Annotated in this window: 16 protein-coding genes; 8 read left to right on the top strand and 8 right to left on the bottom strand. The window is 69.2% G+C overall.

Annotated elements, in window-relative coordinates:
• Window positions 1–33 precede the first annotated feature (33 nt).
• From ACLIIZ_RS07805 to ACLIIZ_RS07795, 3 genes are read left to right on the top strand one after another with little or no spacing between them, the layout of a single operon-like run.
• Window positions 34–945 (top strand): TRAP transporter TatT component family protein, encoded by a 912-nt coding sequence (locus tag ACLIIZ_RS07805; protein ID WP_416691545.1) that lies wholly within the window; start codon window positions 34–36, stop codon window positions 943–945.
• A gap of 12 nt (window positions 946–957) precedes the next feature.
• Window positions 958–1,956 (top strand): TRAP transporter substrate-binding protein, encoded by a 999-nt coding sequence (locus ACLIIZ_RS07800; RefSeq protein ID WP_416691544.1) that lies wholly within the window; start codon window positions 958–960, stop codon window positions 1,954–1,956.
• A complete protein-coding gene (locus ACLIIZ_RS07795) occupies window positions 1,957–3,780 on the top strand; it encodes a TRAP transporter large permease subunit (protein ID WP_416691543.1) in 1,824 nt (607 codons plus the stop codon).
• On the opposite strand, the gene ACLIIZ_RS07790 is transcribed toward ACLIIZ_RS07795, so the two are convergent.
• The 6 genes from ACLIIZ_RS07790 to ACLIIZ_RS07765 form a co-directional block, all read right to left on the bottom strand.
• Window positions 3,768–4,955 carry a tetratricopeptide repeat protein gene (locus ACLIIZ_RS07790; RefSeq protein ID WP_416691542.1) on the bottom strand — a complete coding sequence of 396 codons (1,188 nt, stop codon included), beginning with the start codon at window positions 4,953–4,955 and terminating at the stop codon, window positions 3,768–3,770. The two genes, ACLIIZ_RS07795 and ACLIIZ_RS07790, sit on opposite strands and share 13 nt — an antisense overlap.
• The gene (locus ACLIIZ_RS07785) at window positions 4,952–6,652 is read right to left on the bottom strand and encodes a potassium channel family protein (protein ID WP_416691541.1); all 1,701 of its coding nucleotides are present in this window, start codon (window positions 6,650–6,652) and stop codon (window positions 4,952–4,954) included. The genes ACLIIZ_RS07790 and ACLIIZ_RS07785 overlap by 4 nt, the downstream gene beginning before the upstream one ends.
• Window positions 6,653–6,665: 13 nt before the next feature.
• Complete coding sequence (locus tag ACLIIZ_RS07780) at window positions 6,666–7,049, bottom strand: DUF6394 family protein (RefSeq protein WP_416691540.1); 384 nt, start codon at window positions 7,047–7,049, stop codon at window positions 6,666–6,668.
• 36 nt (window positions 7,050–7,085) lie between these two features.
• Window positions 7,086–7,748, bottom strand: coding sequence for a BON domain-containing protein (locus ACLIIZ_RS07775; protein WP_416691539.1), 663 nt, complete (start codon window positions 7,746–7,748; stop codon window positions 7,086–7,088).
• A 1-nt stretch (window position 7,749) separates the two neighbouring features.
• On the bottom strand, window positions 7,750–8,340 hold the full coding sequence (locus ACLIIZ_RS07770) for a phosphoheptose isomerase (RefSeq protein WP_416691538.1): 591 nt from the start codon (window positions 8,338–8,340) through the stop codon (window positions 7,750–7,752).
• 63 nt (window positions 8,341–8,403) lie between these two features.
• Window positions 8,404–8,766, bottom strand: a complete 363-nt coding sequence (locus ACLIIZ_RS07765; protein WP_416691537.1) for a YraN family protein — start codon at window positions 8,764–8,766, stop codon at window positions 8,404–8,406.
• Between the two features lie 8 nt (window positions 8,767–8,774).
• Here ACLIIZ_RS07765 and rsmI point away from each other — a divergent pair, with 8 nt between their 5' ends.
• From rsmI to ACLIIZ_RS07740, 5 genes are all read left to right on the top strand, one after another.
• Window positions 8,775–9,620 carry a 16S rRNA (cytidine(1402)-2'-O)-methyltransferase gene (rsmI, locus tag ACLIIZ_RS07760; RefSeq protein ID WP_416691536.1) on the top strand — a complete coding sequence of 282 codons (846 nt, stop codon included), beginning with the start codon at window positions 8,775–8,777 and terminating at the stop codon, window positions 9,618–9,620.
• Window positions 9,621–9,713: 93 nt separating this feature from the next.
• Window positions 9,714–10,829 (top strand): MGDG synthase family glycosyltransferase, encoded by a 1,116-nt coding sequence (locus ACLIIZ_RS07755; RefSeq protein ID WP_416691535.1) that lies wholly within the window; start codon window positions 9,714–9,716, stop codon window positions 10,827–10,829.
• Entirely contained in the window at window positions 10,826–11,809 is a 984-nt protein-coding gene (locus tag ACLIIZ_RS07750) for a phosphatase domain-containing protein (RefSeq protein WP_416691534.1), read from the top strand. Before ACLIIZ_RS07755 ends, ACLIIZ_RS07750 begins: the two co-directional genes overlap by 4 nt.
• 78 nt (window positions 11,810–11,887) lie before the next feature.
• Window positions 11,888–12,919, top strand: a complete 1,032-nt coding sequence (pyrC, locus tag ACLIIZ_RS07745; protein WP_416691533.1) for a dihydroorotase — start codon at window positions 11,888–11,890, stop codon at window positions 12,917–12,919.
• Window positions 12,920–12,930: 11 nt separating this feature from the next.
• On the top strand, window positions 12,931–13,371 hold the full coding sequence (locus ACLIIZ_RS07740; protein WP_416691532.1) for a hypothetical protein: 441 nt from the start codon (window positions 12,931–12,933) through the stop codon (window positions 13,369–13,371).
• A gap of 72 nt (window positions 13,372–13,443) precedes the next feature.
• On the opposite strand, the gene infA is transcribed toward ACLIIZ_RS07740, so the two are convergent.
• Window positions 13,444–13,710 (bottom strand): translation initiation factor IF-1, encoded by a 267-nt coding sequence (gene infA, locus ACLIIZ_RS07735; protein WP_416691531.1) that lies wholly within the window; start codon window positions 13,708–13,710, stop codon window positions 13,444–13,446.
• A gap of 13 nt (window positions 13,711–13,723) precedes the next feature.
• Window positions 13,724–14,620 carry a transglutaminase-like domain-containing protein gene (locus ACLIIZ_RS07730; protein ID WP_416691530.1) on the bottom strand — a complete coding sequence of 299 codons (897 nt, stop codon included), beginning with the start codon at window positions 14,618–14,620 and terminating at the stop codon, window positions 13,724–13,726.
• Between the last annotated feature and the right edge of the window lie 42 nt (window positions 14,621–14,662).

The following is a 14,662-nucleotide window of genomic DNA, read 5'->3' as shown; positions in this document are numbered from 1 at the left end:
GGCGTCGTAACATCGCCCGGCTAGGCTGCCGCGATGACTTCCGCCGTCGCTCCTTCCCCGTCCTACCGCCGCCTTTCGTTCTGCCTCCTTGGCTGCCTGTTGTTGGCGCTGGCCGGTTGTTCGCCGCGGGCGCTGGTGGTTTCCAGCTTGGCCGACGAACTGGCCGGGCAGGCGCAAGGCGCCGAGGACGACCCCGAGCTGGCGCGCGACGCGGCGCCCTTCTACCTGAAGCTGTCGGAAGCGGTGCTCGCCCAGCAGCCTGGCCACGCCGCGCTGGCTGAGAGTGTCGCGGCACGGATGACCGAATACACCTACGCCTTCGTCGCCTTTGCGGCGGATCGCGTCGAGGCGCAGGACAGCGCCGCCGCCGAGCGCTTGCGGCAACGCGCCGCCCGGCTTTACCGGCGGGCGCGCGGCCACGCGCTGGACGCGCTCGAACGCCGCCATCCCGGATTCCTGGCGGCGCTCGCCGATCCTGCCACGGCGCCAGTGCTGACTGGCGCCGACGCTGGCCTCGCCTACTGGGCGGCCGCCGCCTGGGGGAGCTGGATCGCGCTGGCCAAGGACGACCCGGAAATCGTCGCCGACCTACCGCTGGTCGTCCGACTCGCCGCGCTCGCCGAAGCCGCCGACCCGGATTGGGGCGACGGCGCCATCGGCAGCCTGCGGGCGACGCTGGAGGCGGCCCGCCCCGGCGGCGACAAGGCGCTGGCGGCGCGCTGGTTCGACGCCGCAATTGCCCGCGCCGCCGGGCACAGCGCCGGCGTCTTCCTGGCCAAGGCGGAAGCCATCGCGCTGCCCGCCGGCGACCGCAGCGCTTTCGAATCCCTGCTGCGCCAGGCGCTCGCCGTGCGCGACGCGGCCGGCAGTCCGCGCACCCTGCAGAACGAAGTGATGCGCCGGCGCGCCGCCTGGCAACTGGAACGTTCGCCCGACCTCTTCTGACCCGGAGACCCCATGAAGAAATTCCTCGTCCTGCTCGGCCTGCTGGCGCTCGCCCTGACGCCCTTGCGTGCCCAGGAGCAGCAGTTGCGCATCGGCACGCTGGCGCCCAAGAACTCGCTCTACCACCGCCAGTTGATGGCGCTCGGCGAAGCCTGGCGCACGGCGCAGGGCGGCGGCAAGTACCTGGTCTTCCCGGACGGCAGCCAGGGCGGCGAGACCGACATGGTGCGCCGCATGCGCATCGGCCAGTTGCAGGGTGGCCTGCTGTCGGTCGTCGGGCTGCGCGAGATCGAACCGTCGATCGCCGCCTTGCAGGCGATGCCGCTGATGTTCCGTAGCTGGGAGGAGGTCGATTACGTGCGCGAGAAGATGCGGCCGGCGATGGAGAAGAAATTCCTCGACCAGGGCTTCGTCGTGCTCGCCTGGGGCGACGCCGGCTGGGTGCGCTTCTTCTCGAAGAAGCCGGCGCGTCACCCGGACGACTACAAGTCGATGAAGTTCTTCGCCTGGGGTGGCGAGGCCGAGCAGCAGGAAATCATGAAGCGGCTCGGCTACACGCCGGTGCCGCTGGAAACCGCCGACATCCTGCCGGCGATCCAGACCGGGATGATCGACGCCGTGCCGTCCACGCCTTACTTCGCGCTGGCGACGCAGATCTACACCAGCGCGCCGAACATGCTCGACCTCAACTGGGCGCCCATCGTCGGCGCGCTGATCGTCACCAAAAAATCCTGGGACGCGATGAGCCCGGCCGCCCAGCAGGCGGTGCGCGAGGCCGGCGCCAAGGCCGGCGCCGAAATCCGCGCCCAGGCGCGCAAGGAAGTCGACGCGGCGGTGGCGGCGATGCAGAAGCGCGGGCTCGCGGTGAACGTGCCCGATGCCGCGCAACGCCAGGCCTGGGAGGCGCTTGCCGGCCGGCTATATCCGCAGATTCGTGGCACCTTGGTGCCGGCGGCGACCTTCGACGAAGTGGTCGGCCACCTGAAAAACTATCGCGCCGGCAGGAAGTAAGTGTTCGCCAACGTGATGCGGCGCGGCGAGGCCGGGCTGGCAGCCAGCGCGCTGGCGTTGATGCTGCTCCTGCCGCTGCTCGAGATCGTCCTGCGCCCGCTGTTCGGCGTCGGCATCGCCAATGCGCCGGTCTTCGTGCAGCACGCCGGTCTTGTCCTGGCCATGGCCGGGGCGTTGGTCGCCGAGCGCGGCGGCCATCTCAGTTCGCTCGGCGCCGGCTTCGCAGCCGCCGCCGATCCCCGCCTGCGCCGGGCCGCGCAAGCCTACGCGGCGCTCGCCGCGGGCCTTGTCTGCGGCATGCTGGCGCAGGCGAGCTGGACCTTCGTCGTCGCCGAGATGGCGGTGCCGCGCGCCATCGCCTACGGCGTGCCGGGCTGGTGGTTCATGGCGGCGCTGCCGGCCGGCTTCCTGCTGCTAGGCGTCCGTCTCGCCGGCCGCCTAGCCGGCGCGGCGAACTGGCGCTGGCTCGCCGCCGGGGCGTTGCCGGCGCTCGGCTGGTGGTTTGCCGGGCACTACGACGGCAGCGTGCTGGCGCTGTGGCCGTTCGCCGGCGCCCTGTTGCTCCTGCTGCTGTGCGGCGCACCGGTCTTCGCCGTGCTCGGCGGCCTGGCGCTGGCGCTGTTCTGGAGCGAGGGCCAGCCGCTGGCGGCGGTGCCGCTCAGCCATTACCAGATCACCGTCAATCCTTCGCTGCCGGCCTTGCCGCTATTCACGCTGGCCGGTCTGGTGTTCGCCCGCACCGGCGCGGCGGCCCGCCTGGGCGCGTTGTTCACCGCGTTGTTCGGCGGCGGTGCGCGCGGCACGGCGATCGCCGCCGCCGTCCTCTGTTCCGGTTTCACCGCGCTGACCGGCGGTAGCGGCGTCACCATCCTGGCGCTCGGCGGCCTGCTGCTGCCGCTGCTGGTCGGCGCCGGCTTTCCCGAACGGCGCGGCATCGGCCTGGTGACCAGCGCCAGCGCGCTCGGCGTGCTGCTGGCGCCGTCGGTGCCGCTGATCATGTACGCGATCATCGCTCGCGTGCCGATCAACGCGATGTTCCTCGCCGGGCTGCTGCCGGCGCTGGTGATGGTGGTCTTCCTGCTGCTGGTCGGCGGTTTCCTGAAGCGCGACGGGCTGGCGCCGACGAGCGCGGTCGGCCGGGTCGATTTCGCCGCCGCCCGCCGTGCCGCCTGGGCGGCGAAATGGGAAATCCTGGCGCCGGTCGTTGCCGTCGGTTCGCTGGTCGGCGGCTGGGCGACGCCGACCGAGAGCGCCGCGCTGACCGCCGCCTATGCGCTGCTCACGCAGTCATTGCTGCTGCGCGAGATCGACGCGCGCGGCGTCGGGCGGGCGCTGGTCGAATGCGCGCAGGTGATCGGCGGCATCATGCTGATCCTCGGCATGGCGCTCGGCCTGACCAACTACCTGGTCGATGCCGGCATCCCCGATCTGGCGATCGACGGCGTGCAGGCGCTGCTGCCCGACAAATGGAGCTTCCTGATCGCGCTGAACCTGTTCCTGCTGCTGGCCGGGGCGCTGATGGAAATCTACGCGGCGATCGTCGTCCTGGTGCCGCTGCTGCTGCCGGTGGCGCTCGCCTACGGCATCGACCCGGTGCATTTCGGGATCATCTTCCTGGCCAACCTGGAGATGGGCTTCCTCTGCCCGCCGGCCGGGATGAACCTGTATTTCTCGGCGGCGATGTTCGGCAAGCCGGTGCGCGAGATCGCCGTCTCGGTGCTGCCGGCGGTGCTGGCGATCTTCCTCGGCGCGCTGACGCTGTCGCTGCTGCCCTTCCTGAGCACCGCCCTGCCGGACTGGCTGCTCGGCGTTCAGGCGAGGTAGACGTAGAGCGCCGGGATCGGCGTTTCCTGGTCGTGGCGCAGGGTGTCGACGGCCAGCTCGCGGATCGTGAAGCCGTGCTGCGCGGCCAGCCGGCGCACGTAGTCCTCGCTGTGCCGGTAGCGCAGGCAGGGCTGCAGCGTGTAGTCGCCGCCATCTAGCAGTTGCTCGACGGTGAAGGCGAAGCAGCCGCCGGCCCGGAGCAGGCGGCGGACGGCGGCGAAGGCCGGGGCGAGGTCGCCGATGTAGCCGAAGACGTCGGCGGCGACGAAAAGGTCGGCCGGCGTCGTGCGGGCGGCGAGATAGGCGTTCAGCTCGTGGCGTTCGAGGTGGCGGTAGATGCCGCGTCCACGCGCCTGTTCGAGCATGGCGGCGGAAAGGTCGATGCCGTCGATGGCGTCGACCAGCGGCCGCAGCAGTTCGCCGCAGAGACCGGTGCCGCAACCGAGGTCGACCGCCGCCGGGTAGCGCCGGCCGGCCTGCAGCAGCGGCTTGATCAGCCGGCGGTGGCCCTGGTAGCGCAGGCCGTCGACCAGGTGTTGCTGGAAGTCCGGCGCGTAGTCGTCGAACAGCGCCTGCACGTAGTGGCTCGGCGTCGTCGCCGGCTGGGCGTCGCCGCCGACGGCGGCCAGGTAGTAGCGGTTGAGTTCGGGGTCGCCGCCGTGCGCCAGCGCGCGCCGGTAGGCGTCGGCGGCTTCCGGCAGCCGCCCGAGTTCGCGTAGCAGGCCGCCGCGCGTGCTCCACGCCTCCGCGTGCTCAGGAAGCAGGGCGAGGACGCGGTTGATCGCGGCAAGCGCCGCCGGCAGATTGCCGGCCCGGCCATGGCAGTGGCTGCAGACCAGCCACAGCTCCGGGCTGGCCGTCGCCGGCAGGCCGCTTTCCAGCGCCGCGGCGGCCGCCGCCCAGTGGCCGAGGGCTTCCTCGCAGAGGCCGAGCTGGACGCGCGCTTCCCGGTTGTCGGGCTCGACGGCGGCGATTTCCAGCAGCAGTTCGCGGGCGGCGGCGAAGTCGCGCAGCCGGAGCAGGGTCGTCGCCAGGTTGGCCATCACCGAGGGCCGCCCCGGCGCCAGCGTCAGTGCGGCGACGAAGGCGGCACGGGCGGCCAGATCGTCGCCCGCCTCGAAAGCGGCGACGCCGCGCAGGAATTGCTCACGGGCCTGGGCGAGGGGATCGGTCATGGCAGCGGTTTCTGGCGAGGGGAGAGGATGCGCCACAGCGCGCCGGACGGGCGGGTCTCGCCGTCCAGCACGTAGGCCAGTTCATTGAGGTTCTGCAGCGCCAGTTCGAGGCGGCGGCGGGCGCCGAGGTGGCTGGCGAGGAGTAGGTGGTCGCCGGCGTTGAGTTCGAAGTCGTCGTCCGGCAGCAGGTGGATGCGGTCGCTGCGGTCGATCAGCAGGACGCTCAGCGGCAGAGTGCTGCTGCGATCATTGGCGTCGCGCAGGATGGCGCCGAGGCGGAAGGGGCGGCCGTGCATCAGCGCCTGGCGGGCGGCCGGCGCTTCGCTGGCGTTGAGGCGGATGCTCCACACGGTCGGCGTGCGGTCGCCGCCGATTTCCTGCAGGCGGCCGGCCAGGGCGCGGCACCAGGCTTCGTCGCGGCGGTCGAGGGCGGCGAGGAAGCGGCTGAGCAGCGGCGTGGTCAGGATGGCGATGCTTTCGTGGGCGACGATGTGGCTCGGCACCATCGCGAATTCCGGTCCGTAGGCCTGGAACAGCGCGTTGTTGGCGGCCTGGTTCTGGCGCGTGACGACGAACAGCGCCGGCCGCAGTTCGCTGGCGGTGACGGCGATCGACAGGTTGTTCACGTCGTTGTCGCTGCCGGCGATGATGCCGACCGCCTGCTCGATGCCGGCGGCGCGCAAGGTGGCGGCTTCGGTGCCGTCGCCGACGATGCGCTCGTCGCCGCCGGGCGCGGTGGGGTCGACGACGGTCAGGGTGAGCCCGGCCTGGCGCAGGCGGGCGGCGACCGCCTGACCGAAGCGGCCGTAGCCGCAGACGATCCAGTGGCCGCGCGGCGGCCGGTGCGGTTGCGGCAGCGGTGAACCGGGCAGGCTGGTCAGCAGTTCGACGAGGCGGAAGCGTTCGGGGGCGGTGATCGCCTGGCCGAGGTGATCGGCGAAACGCTCGAAGGGGTTGATGATGTGGTGGGTGCCGAACGAGGCCATGTTGGCGGCGACCGAGGCACTGCGGGCGCGGGCGATTACCGGCAGCCGGGGGGCGAGCAGGCGGACGGCGATGGCGATCGCCAGGTTGGCCTGTTCGTCGTTGGTCACCGCCAGCACGCCACGGCATTTCGGGTGCTGCAGGCCGGCCAGCAGCAGGTTGTCGGGCAGGCTGGCGTCGGCGGCCAGCGCCGGGGTGTCGGTCTTGAAGTCGAGAAGGTCGAGTTCCTCGACGCGCAGCTCGTCCTTTTCGATGACGACGAAAGCCTGGCCGATGCGGTCGAAATTGTGGCAGATCAGGCTGCCGGTCTCGCCGCAGCCGCAGACCAGGTAAAACGGCTCCTTGAGCCGGCGGACGCGGCGCATGAAGCGGTTGGCGGTCAGCGTGTTCTGGAAGCCCTTGTCCTGTAGCAGCGCGATCAGCGTGACCAGCGAATACGACCAGCCGACCACCGACAGGTAGATGCAGACGATGACCCAGAAGCGCTGGGCGTCGGAGAAGGCGTTCGGAATCTCGCCGAAGCCGATGGTCGTCGCCGTGTAGCTGATGAAATAGAAGGCGTGGAAGAAGGACAGCGGCGGCGCCGGCCGGCCGGCGGCATCGATGCCGGGAACCAGCGTCAGGCCGACGACCGAGATCGCGTAGATGACGATCAGCGCGATGATCGGCGCGCGCATGCGCCGCAGGACCAGGAAGAAGGTGTTGTTGCGCACCGTTGCCTCCGCGTCAGCGGCGCAGCATCACGGTTTCGACGATGAGCAGGATGACCGAGACGATGTTGGCGAACAGCGCGCCGCCGGACAGCGAGACGACGCTCGAGGTCACCGAGGCGGTCATGCCTTCGCCGGTGACATGGACGGCGATGCCCCAGGTGACGGCGGCGGCGATCAACTGCAGGTCGGCGACCAGGCTGGTCGCCAGGTGGATGGCCCCGATCTGCGTGCGGTCGCCGAACTTGAGCGCGGTGGCGATCAGGCTGACGACCAGTGCCGCCGCCAGTTCATAGACGTGGTGCAGCTCGGGGCGGTCGATGTCGCCGATGAAGAAGCCGAAGTTGAGCGTCGCCGCGAGGACGATGAAGAAACCGAAAACGACTTTTTCGAGGTTCATGTTGTGGTCCGGTCGGCGGGAACGGTCAGCCTGACGTCAGCGGGTTTCCACCGGCGCCTGGCTGTTCGGCGGCGCCTTGCGGGCGCCCAGCGCCTGCTCGTCGAGGCGACGGATGTCCTCGTCGGAAAGCACTTCGAGCAGGTTGATCACCTTGCGCACGCCGGCCGTGGTGCGGGCGACGGCGACGGCAACCTTGGCTTCGCGCTCGTTGACCAGTCCCATCAGGTAGGTGGCGCCGCTTTCGGTGACGACCTTGATGTGGTTGGCGGAAATCTGGTTGCTATCGACCAGGCGGGCCTTGACCTTGGAATCGATGAAGCTGTCGTTGCTGCGGTTGACCAGCGTCGCCTTGGCGCCGATCGTCAGTTCGTCGTAGATCTCGCGCACGCCTTCGAGCTTGCGCGCTTCGGCGACGACGGTGGCCTTGGCTTCGGCATTCGGCACTTCGCCGGTGATCAGCAGGCGGCGGTTGTACGAGGTGAAGTTGATCCGCGAGGCGGCTTTGATGTGGTCGGGAACACGGCCGGCGGCGCGCCATTCGGTGGTCTCGTCGTCGGTCTGGGTGCCGGTGCTGCGGCGGTCGTGGATGCTCATCACGCCGACCGCGGCGCCGGTGGCGACGACGGCGGGAACGCAGCCCTGCAACGCGGGCAGCGCCAGGGCGAGGGCAAGCAGGGAAAGGGGCAGGGTTTTCTTCATGTCATTCGACTCCTAGGAGCAGTGCGTCGATACCGTCGCACAGGCAGTGGATGATCAGCAGGTGGGTTTCCTGGATGCGCGCGGTACGGTCGGCCGGCACGCAGAGGTTGATGTCGGCGTCGGAGAGCAGTTCGCCGATTTCGCCGCCGCCCTTGCCGGTCAGCGCGATGACGCGCATGTCGTGCTCGTGGGCGGCTTTGATCGCTTCGATGACGTTGCCGGAATTGCCCGAGGTCGAGATCGCCAGCAGCACGTCGCCGGCGTGGCCGAGAGCGCGCACCTGCTTGGCGAAGATGTGGGCGAAACCGTAGTCGTTGCCGACCGCGGTCAGGATCGAGCTGTCGGTGGACAGCGCGATCGCCGCCAGTTCCTGGCGTTCGGCCTCGAAGCGGCCGACCAGTTCGGCGGCGAAATGCTGGGCGTCGGCCGCCGAACCGCCATTGCCGCAGGCGAGGATCTTGCCGCCTTCGAGCAGGGCGCCGGTCAGCGTCTCGATGGCGGCGGCGATCGGCGCCGAGAGGGCGTCGACGGCGTTGAGCTTGGTCTGGGCGCTGTCCTCGAAATGCTGGGCGACGCGGGCAATCAAATCCATGGAACGGCTTCTTTCAGATGATCGGCTCATGATTTTACCTCAGCGTGCCGGTGCGGCGTCGCTTCAATGGTCGCCGGCAAAGGCGTTGCGCAGCCAGCGCAGGCGGCCGTCGTCGATCAGCACGCAGTCGAAGCGGCAGGCGCATTCGCCGTGGCGGGCCAGCCAGTGGCGGGCGGCGAGGACGATGCGGCCCTGCTTGAAGGCGTCGATGCTGGCGCCGGCGTCGCCGAAATCGCTGCGGCTGCGGGCGCGTACCTCGACGAAGACGACGGTCGGCCCGTCCTGCATGATGAGGTCGATTTCGCCGCCGCGCACCCGGAAGTTGCGTTCGAGCAGGCGCAGGCCGCGTCCCGCCAGGTAGGCTGCTGCTTCGCTCTCGGCTTCGCGGCCGCGGGCGACGGTGGTATCGTTGGTTTTTGCCTGCATCGCCGAAAATGACAAACGAATTGATCGCGGCATTGTACGTCGTGCCGACGCCGCTGGGAAACCTCGGCGACCTGACGCGGCGGGCCGAGGAAGTCCTGCGTGCCGTGCCCTGGGTTGCCTGCGAGGACACCCGGCACAGCGCGCCGCTGTTGAAGCAGCTCGGCGCCCGCGCCCGGACGCTGCCGGCGCACCAGCACAACGAACACGAAGCCGCCGCCCGCATCGTCGCCAAATTGCAGGCCGGCGAGGCCGTCGCCCTGGTCTCGGATGCCGGTACGCCGGGGATTTCCGACCCCGGCGCGCGCATCGTCGCCGCCGTCCGCGCCGCCGGCTGCAAGGTCGTGCCGTTGCCCGGCCCGTGCGCGGCGACCACCGCGCTGTCGGCGGCCGGGCTGGCCGACGAGCATTTCCTGTTCTACGGCTTCCTGCCGAGCAAGGCCGGCCAGCGCCAGCAGGCGCTCGCGGCACTGGCCGGGCATCCTTACGCGTTGGTCTTCTACGAGGCGCCGCACCGCGTCCTCGACAGCGTCGCCGAGATGGCCGCCGCGTTCGGCGAGCGCACGCTGGTCGTCGCCCGCGAGCTGACCAAGCTGTTCGAGAACGTCGACGCGCTGCCGTTGTCCGCCGCCCTCGACTGGTTCAAGGCCGACCCCAACCGTCAGCGCGGCGAGTTCGTGCTGATCGTCTCCGGTGCGCCGGCCGACGCCGCCAGCGGCGAAGGCGAGCGCGTGCTGCGCCTGCTGCTCGACGAAGGCCTCGGCACCAAACAGGCGGCAAAGCTGGCGGCGGCGATCAGCGGCGAGGCGAAGAACGCCCTTTACGAGCGCGCGCTGGCGTTGAAGGCGGCGGACTGAGCGGCTTATTCCGGATGCATTGACAGGGCGCGCCGGCGACTGCCAGAATCGACCGCTTTCCCGACCGTCGCCGGCTGTCCCGGCCAGAACCGCATGCGCATTCTCGTTCTCAGTGTCTCCGCCGGTGCCGGCCATGTCCGCGCCGCGCAATCAATCTGCGCCGCCGGCGAGGAAATGCCGGGACTGGAACTGAGCCATCTCGACGTGCTCGACCTGGTCTCCGACGGTTTCCGCAAGTTCTACGGCAGCGCCTATATCAAGCTGGTCGAGAAGGCGCCGCAACTGTGGGCCTATCTCTACGAGCGCACCGATCATCCGCCGAGCAGTTCCTGGCTGGATTCGGCGCGGCGCCACGTCGAGCGCCTCAATACCCGTCGCCTCGACGCGGAGATCGCCCGTGTCGCGCCCGACGCCATCGTGTGCACGCATTTCTTGCCGGCCGAACTGCTGTCGCGGCGGATCGCCGCCGGCCTGCCGACGCCGCCGGTGTGGATCAACGTCACCGATTTCGACGTCCATGGCCTGTGGCTGCAGCCGCACATCGCCGGCTATTGCGTCGCCACCGAGGAAGTTGCCGTGCGCCTGGCCGCCCGCGGCATCCCGGAACAGCAAATCCACGTCACCGGGATCGCCATCATGCCGCAGTTCGCCACCCCGCCGGCGCGGGCGACGGCCGCTGCCGAACTCGGCCTCGATCCGGCGCGCCCGACGCTGCTGATGATGTCCGGCGGCGCCGGCGTCGGCGGCATCGACCGCCTGGCCGAGCAGGCGGCGCTGGCTTTCCCGGCGGTGCAGATCGTTGCCCTGGCCGGGCGCAACGAGGACTTGCTGCAACGCCTCGGCGCGGTCGCCGCCCGCCATCCGGGCCGCGTCTATCCGCAGGGATTCACGCGCACCATCGAGCGCGTGATGGCGGCGGCCGATCTGGCGATCACCAAGCCGGGCGGCCTGACCACCTCGGAATGCCTGGCGATGCGCCTGCCGATGATCGTCGTCTCGCCGATTCCCGGCCAGGAAGAGCGCAACGCCGACACCCTGCTGGAAGCCGGTTGCGCGCTGAAAGCGGTCGATACGGCGGCGCTGGTCTACAAGATTCGCCGCCTGCTCGACGATCCGGCGCGCCTTGCCCGCATGCGCGAATGCCAGGGCCAGCTGGCCCGCCCGCAGGCGGCGCGCGCCATTCTCGAGATCGTCCGGGCGGGAGCGTGAAGCGGCGGCCGGGGATTTTCGCGCCGAGCGTCGGCGGCATCCGGCGCCTTGCCCTTGCCTGGCTGCTCTCCTTGGCGTGCGCCTTGCCGGCGGCGGCCGGGGCGGACCGGGTCAGCGTCTATCCGGCCTACGGCGACGGCGTATCGCTGACCATCGAAGGGCGCGTCGTCGAAAGCCGCGACGGCCCGTTGGCGGCCGCCGACGATGGTCGGCTGCGCAATCTCTGGCGCAATTTCCGGTTGTGGATCAACGATGAACGCAAGCGGGTACCGGTCGACCTGACGGTCGGCGAGTCCAGCATGCGGACCTGCACCGACGATGAAGGTTATTTCCGGCTGCAGACTTCGCAGGTCTTGCCGGCGGGCTGGCACGAGATCGCCGCCAGCAGCGCGAAGGGCGTCGGTCGCGGGCGCCTGCTGGTGGTGCCGCAGGCGAACCGGCTGGGGATGATTTCCGACCTCGACGACACCATCCTGGTCTCCGAAGTGACCAGCAAGCCCCGCCTGCTGGCCAACAGTTTCCTGAAGAATTCGACGCAGCGGCAGGCGGTTCCCGGCATGGCCGCGCTCTATGCGCGGACGCTGGCCGCCAACCCACAGCCGGCGAGCGCGCCGCTGTTCTACCTGTCGGCGTCGCCCCGGCAGTTGTTCGAGACGATAGACGAATTCCTGGCCGGCAACGGTTTTCCGGCAGGCGTCCTGATCACCAAGCGGGTCACCGACGACGCCAGCAGCGACCCCTTGTTCGACCAGTTCGCCTACAAGACGCGGCAGATCGAGGTGATCCTCGAACGCCTGCCCTGGGTGCGCTTTGTCCTGGTCGGCGACGACGGCGAGCGCGATCCGGAAATCTACGACTGGGTCCGCCGTCGCCATCCCGAGCGGGTTGCCGAAATCTGGATACGCCGTGTCCGGGGAGACGGCGGGGCGCCGCTGCCGCCGGGACAGAAGGCGTTGCCAGCGGTGCTGGCCGGGGAATAGGCGGGACGGGCGGCGCAAACGGCCGCCGTCGCTGGCGCGCGGCGCTGCTAAAATTGCGCAAACCACCGAGAGAAGACCATGCAACTGACCCTCATCCGCCCCGACGATTGGCACCTCCACCTGCGCGACGGCGAAGCGCTCGCCGCCGTGCTGCCGCATACCGCCCGCCAGTTCGGCCGGGCCATCGTCATGCCCAACCTGAAGCCGCCGGTGACCACGGTCGAACTGGCTGCCTCCTACCGTGCGCGCATCCTCGCCGCGCTGCCCGCCGGCCTGGCTTTCGAGCCGCTGATGACGCTCTATCTCACCGACAACACGCAGCCGGGCGAGATCGCCAAGGCGGCGGCGTCCGGTTTCGTCAAGGCAGTCAAGCTCTACCCGGCCGGCGCGACGACCAATTCCGACGCCGGCCTGACCGCCATCGAAAAGGCCTACGATGTGCTCGCCGAGATGGAGCGCGTCGGCCTGCCGCTGCTGGTCCATGGCGAAGTCACCGATCCGGCGGTCGACCTGTTCGACCGCGAGAAGGTCTTCATCGACACCGTGCTGCTGCCGCTGACGCAGCGTTTCCCGAAGCTGAAGGTGGTGATGGAGCACATCACGACCAAGGACGCCGCCGAGTTCGTGGCTTCGTCCGCCGCCAACGTCGCGGCGACGATCACCGTCCATCACCTGCTTTACAACCGCAACGCGATCTTCCAGGGCGGCGTGCGCCCGCACTGGTACTGCCTGCCGGTGTTGAAGCGCGAGACGCACCGCGAGGCATTGGTCGCGGCGGCGATTTCCGGCAACCCGAAGTTTTTCCTCGGCACCGACTCGGCACCGCACGCCAAGGGTGCCAAGGAAGCGGCCTGCGGCTGCGCCGGTTGCTACACGGCTTATGCCGCGATCGAGCTGTATGCCGAAGCCTTCGAGCAGGCCGGCGCGCTCGACAAGCTGGAGGGTTTCGCCAGCTGCCACGGCCCGGACTGGTACGGCCTGCCACGCAACACCGACAGCATCACGCTGGTCAAGGAGACATGGACGGTGCCGGCAAGCTATCCTTACATCAGTACCGACGACATCGTTCCGCTGCGCGCGGGCGAGTCGCTGTCCTGGAAAATGCGCTGAGGAATCCGACCATGCGTCTGCGTGCCCTGCTTTTAGCCCTGCTTGCTGTGCCGGTGCTGAGTGCCTGCGTCGACGACCGTGCCTCGTGGCAGATCGACGGCACGCGCGAGCACACGCTGACGCTGGTACGCGAACAACCGGTGTTCTGGGACAAGAAAGTCAATCTCTACCTGGTCGTCTCGCGCATGCCGGCCTGCACCCGTCGCCACAGTCTGGGGGCGGCTACCGACAAGACGCGGGTGACGATCTACCAGGTGCCGTCCGGCGCCTTCATCGTCCAGGTCGGCAAGCGCATGTATGCCACGGAGTCGCGGACCTGCGAAGCCTGGGCGCGGCTGGAGGAGGAACCGGCGGATGGCATGGGCGAGTTGCGCGGGGCCTTTCGCGTGCGCAACGGCGAACTCGCCTTCGTCGCCGAGAAGCCGGGGGCGGCCGGCGACGAGGAGGAGTGACGGGAGACTTGGCGCGGCTTAAGGCGTATTCGCGCTAAGCAAGCGGCGTCCCGTGGATTGCTGAGACCGGTTTTAGTGCCGGCGCCGGGGCGGCGGCGGGGCGCTGCTGCCGCTGCGGGTTTCCAGGTGACGGAAGGTGATGCGGCCCTTGCTCAGGTCGTAGGGCGAGAGTTCAAGGCTGACCTTGTCGCCGAGCAGGATGCGGATGTGGTGCTTCTTCATCTTGCCTGCGGTGTAGGCGACCATCTGGTGGCCGTTTTCCAGGGTGACGCGGAAGCGTCCATCGGGCAGGACGTCTTCGACGACGCCCATCATTTCAAGTAGTTCTTCCTTGGCCAAGCGGTATTCTCCTTCAGTGGGTTGCGCAGGCGGACTGCGTTGCGACCGGGGTATCGGTCGACAGGGCTTGCGGACAGCGCTGCGGGAGTTGCCAGGCTTGTCCGGGTTCGGTAAGGGCGCTGATCGAGATCAGCGGCGGCGGCGAGTTGACGCTACCGAAAATGGTCGCGTAGGAGACATCGGCGGCGTCGCGGCCAGTGCCGATGCGCACGAAACCCATCGGGATCGCCGTGCCCGAGGGGTCGAAGATGTACCAGCGCTGATCGAGGAAGACCTCGACGTAGGCATGAAAATCGGTTGGGCCGAGCGCCGGGTCGGCGCCGTAGTCGATGCCGGTGGTGAAGCGCGCCGGGATGTTCAGGGCGCGGCAGATGGCGATCATCAGGTGGGCGAAGTCGCGGCAGACGCCGACCCGGCCGATCAGCGTGTCGATCGCCGAGGTGGTCGAACTGCTGGTGGCCGGGCGGAAGGTGACATGCCGGTTGACCCACTGGCAGATCGTTTCGACGCGGCGGTAGCCTTTGGGGAGATGGCCGAACTCGCTGATCGCCAGCATCGCCAGACGGTCGGACTGGCAGTAGCGGCTGGGGTAGATGTAGGCCAGTGCGTCCAGCGGGAGTTCGTTGACCGGCGTTTCCGGGATGTGGTCCGGGTCGCCGAGATGCAGGTCGATGTCGAGCGTGGCCCGGTACGCGACGTGCAACGGGCCGTTGTCGACGTGGAGCCGCAGGAAACGGGCGGCGGTGTGCGGTTCGGTGACGATAGTCGGCGCCAGCGTCGGAGTCAGTTGCAGGCTTTCACTGACGATGCGTTGTCTGGGGGTCTGGGCGGCGTGGATGTTGAAGACGAAATCCACGCCGGGAGCATTCAATGCGTAGTCGAGGTCGATCGCAAACTGGATGCGAACCATGCGTTTCCATTGGTTACGGCACGTCGCGCAAGCTGGCACAAG

The sequence above is a fragment of the Azonexus caeni genome, from assembly GCF_048146105.1.
Lineage (GTDB): Bacteria > Pseudomonadota > Gammaproteobacteria > Burkholderiales > Rhodocyclaceae > Azonexus > Azonexus aromaticus_B.
This window is presented reverse-complemented; position numbering and strand designations above follow the sequence as displayed.

Bases quoted from the DNA above. Each gene is read 5' to 3' on its own strand.
- ACLIIZ_RS07805 (WP_416691545.1), top strand. From the start codon at position 34: ATGACTTCCGCCGTCGCTCCTTCCCCGTCCTACCGCCGCCTTTCGTTC.
- ACLIIZ_RS07800 (WP_416691544.1), top strand. From the start codon at position 958: ATGAAGAAATTCCTCGTCCTGCTCGGCCTGCTGGCGCTCGCCCTGACG.
- ACLIIZ_RS07790 (WP_416691542.1), bottom strand. From the start codon at position 4,955: ATGACCGATCCCCTCGCCCAGGCCCGTGAGCAATTCCTGCGCGGCGTC.
- ACLIIZ_RS07780 (WP_416691540.1), bottom strand. From the start codon at position 7,049: ATGAACCTCGAAAAAGTCGTTTTCGGTTTCTTCATCGTCCTCGCGGCG.
- ACLIIZ_RS07775 (WP_416691539.1), bottom strand. From the start codon at position 7,748: ATGAAGAAAACCCTGCCCCTTTCCCTGCTTGCCCTCGCCCTGGCGCTG.
- ACLIIZ_RS07770 (WP_416691538.1), bottom strand. From the start codon at position 8,340: ATGGATTTGATTGCCCGCGTCGCCCAGCATTTCGAGGACAGCGCCCAG.
- ACLIIZ_RS07765 (WP_416691537.1), bottom strand. From the start codon at position 8,766: ATGCAGGCAAAAACCAACGATACCACCGTCGCCCGCGGCCGCGAAGCC.
- rsmI (WP_416691536.1), top strand. From the start codon at position 8,775: ATGACAAACGAATTGATCGCGGCATTGTACGTCGTGCCGACGCCGCTG.
- ACLIIZ_RS07755 (WP_416691535.1), top strand. From the start codon at position 9,714: ATGCGCATTCTCGTTCTCAGTGTCTCCGCCGGTGCCGGCCATGTCCGC.
- pyrC (WP_416691533.1), top strand. From the start codon at position 11,888: ATGCAACTGACCCTCATCCGCCCCGACGATTGGCACCTCCACCTGCGC.
- ACLIIZ_RS07740 (WP_416691532.1), top strand. From the start codon at position 12,931: ATGCGTCTGCGTGCCCTGCTTTTAGCCCTGCTTGCTGTGCCGGTGCTG.
- ACLIIZ_RS07730 (WP_416691530.1), bottom strand. From the start codon at position 14,620: ATGGTTCGCATCCAGTTTGCGATCGACCTCGACTACGCATTGAATGCT.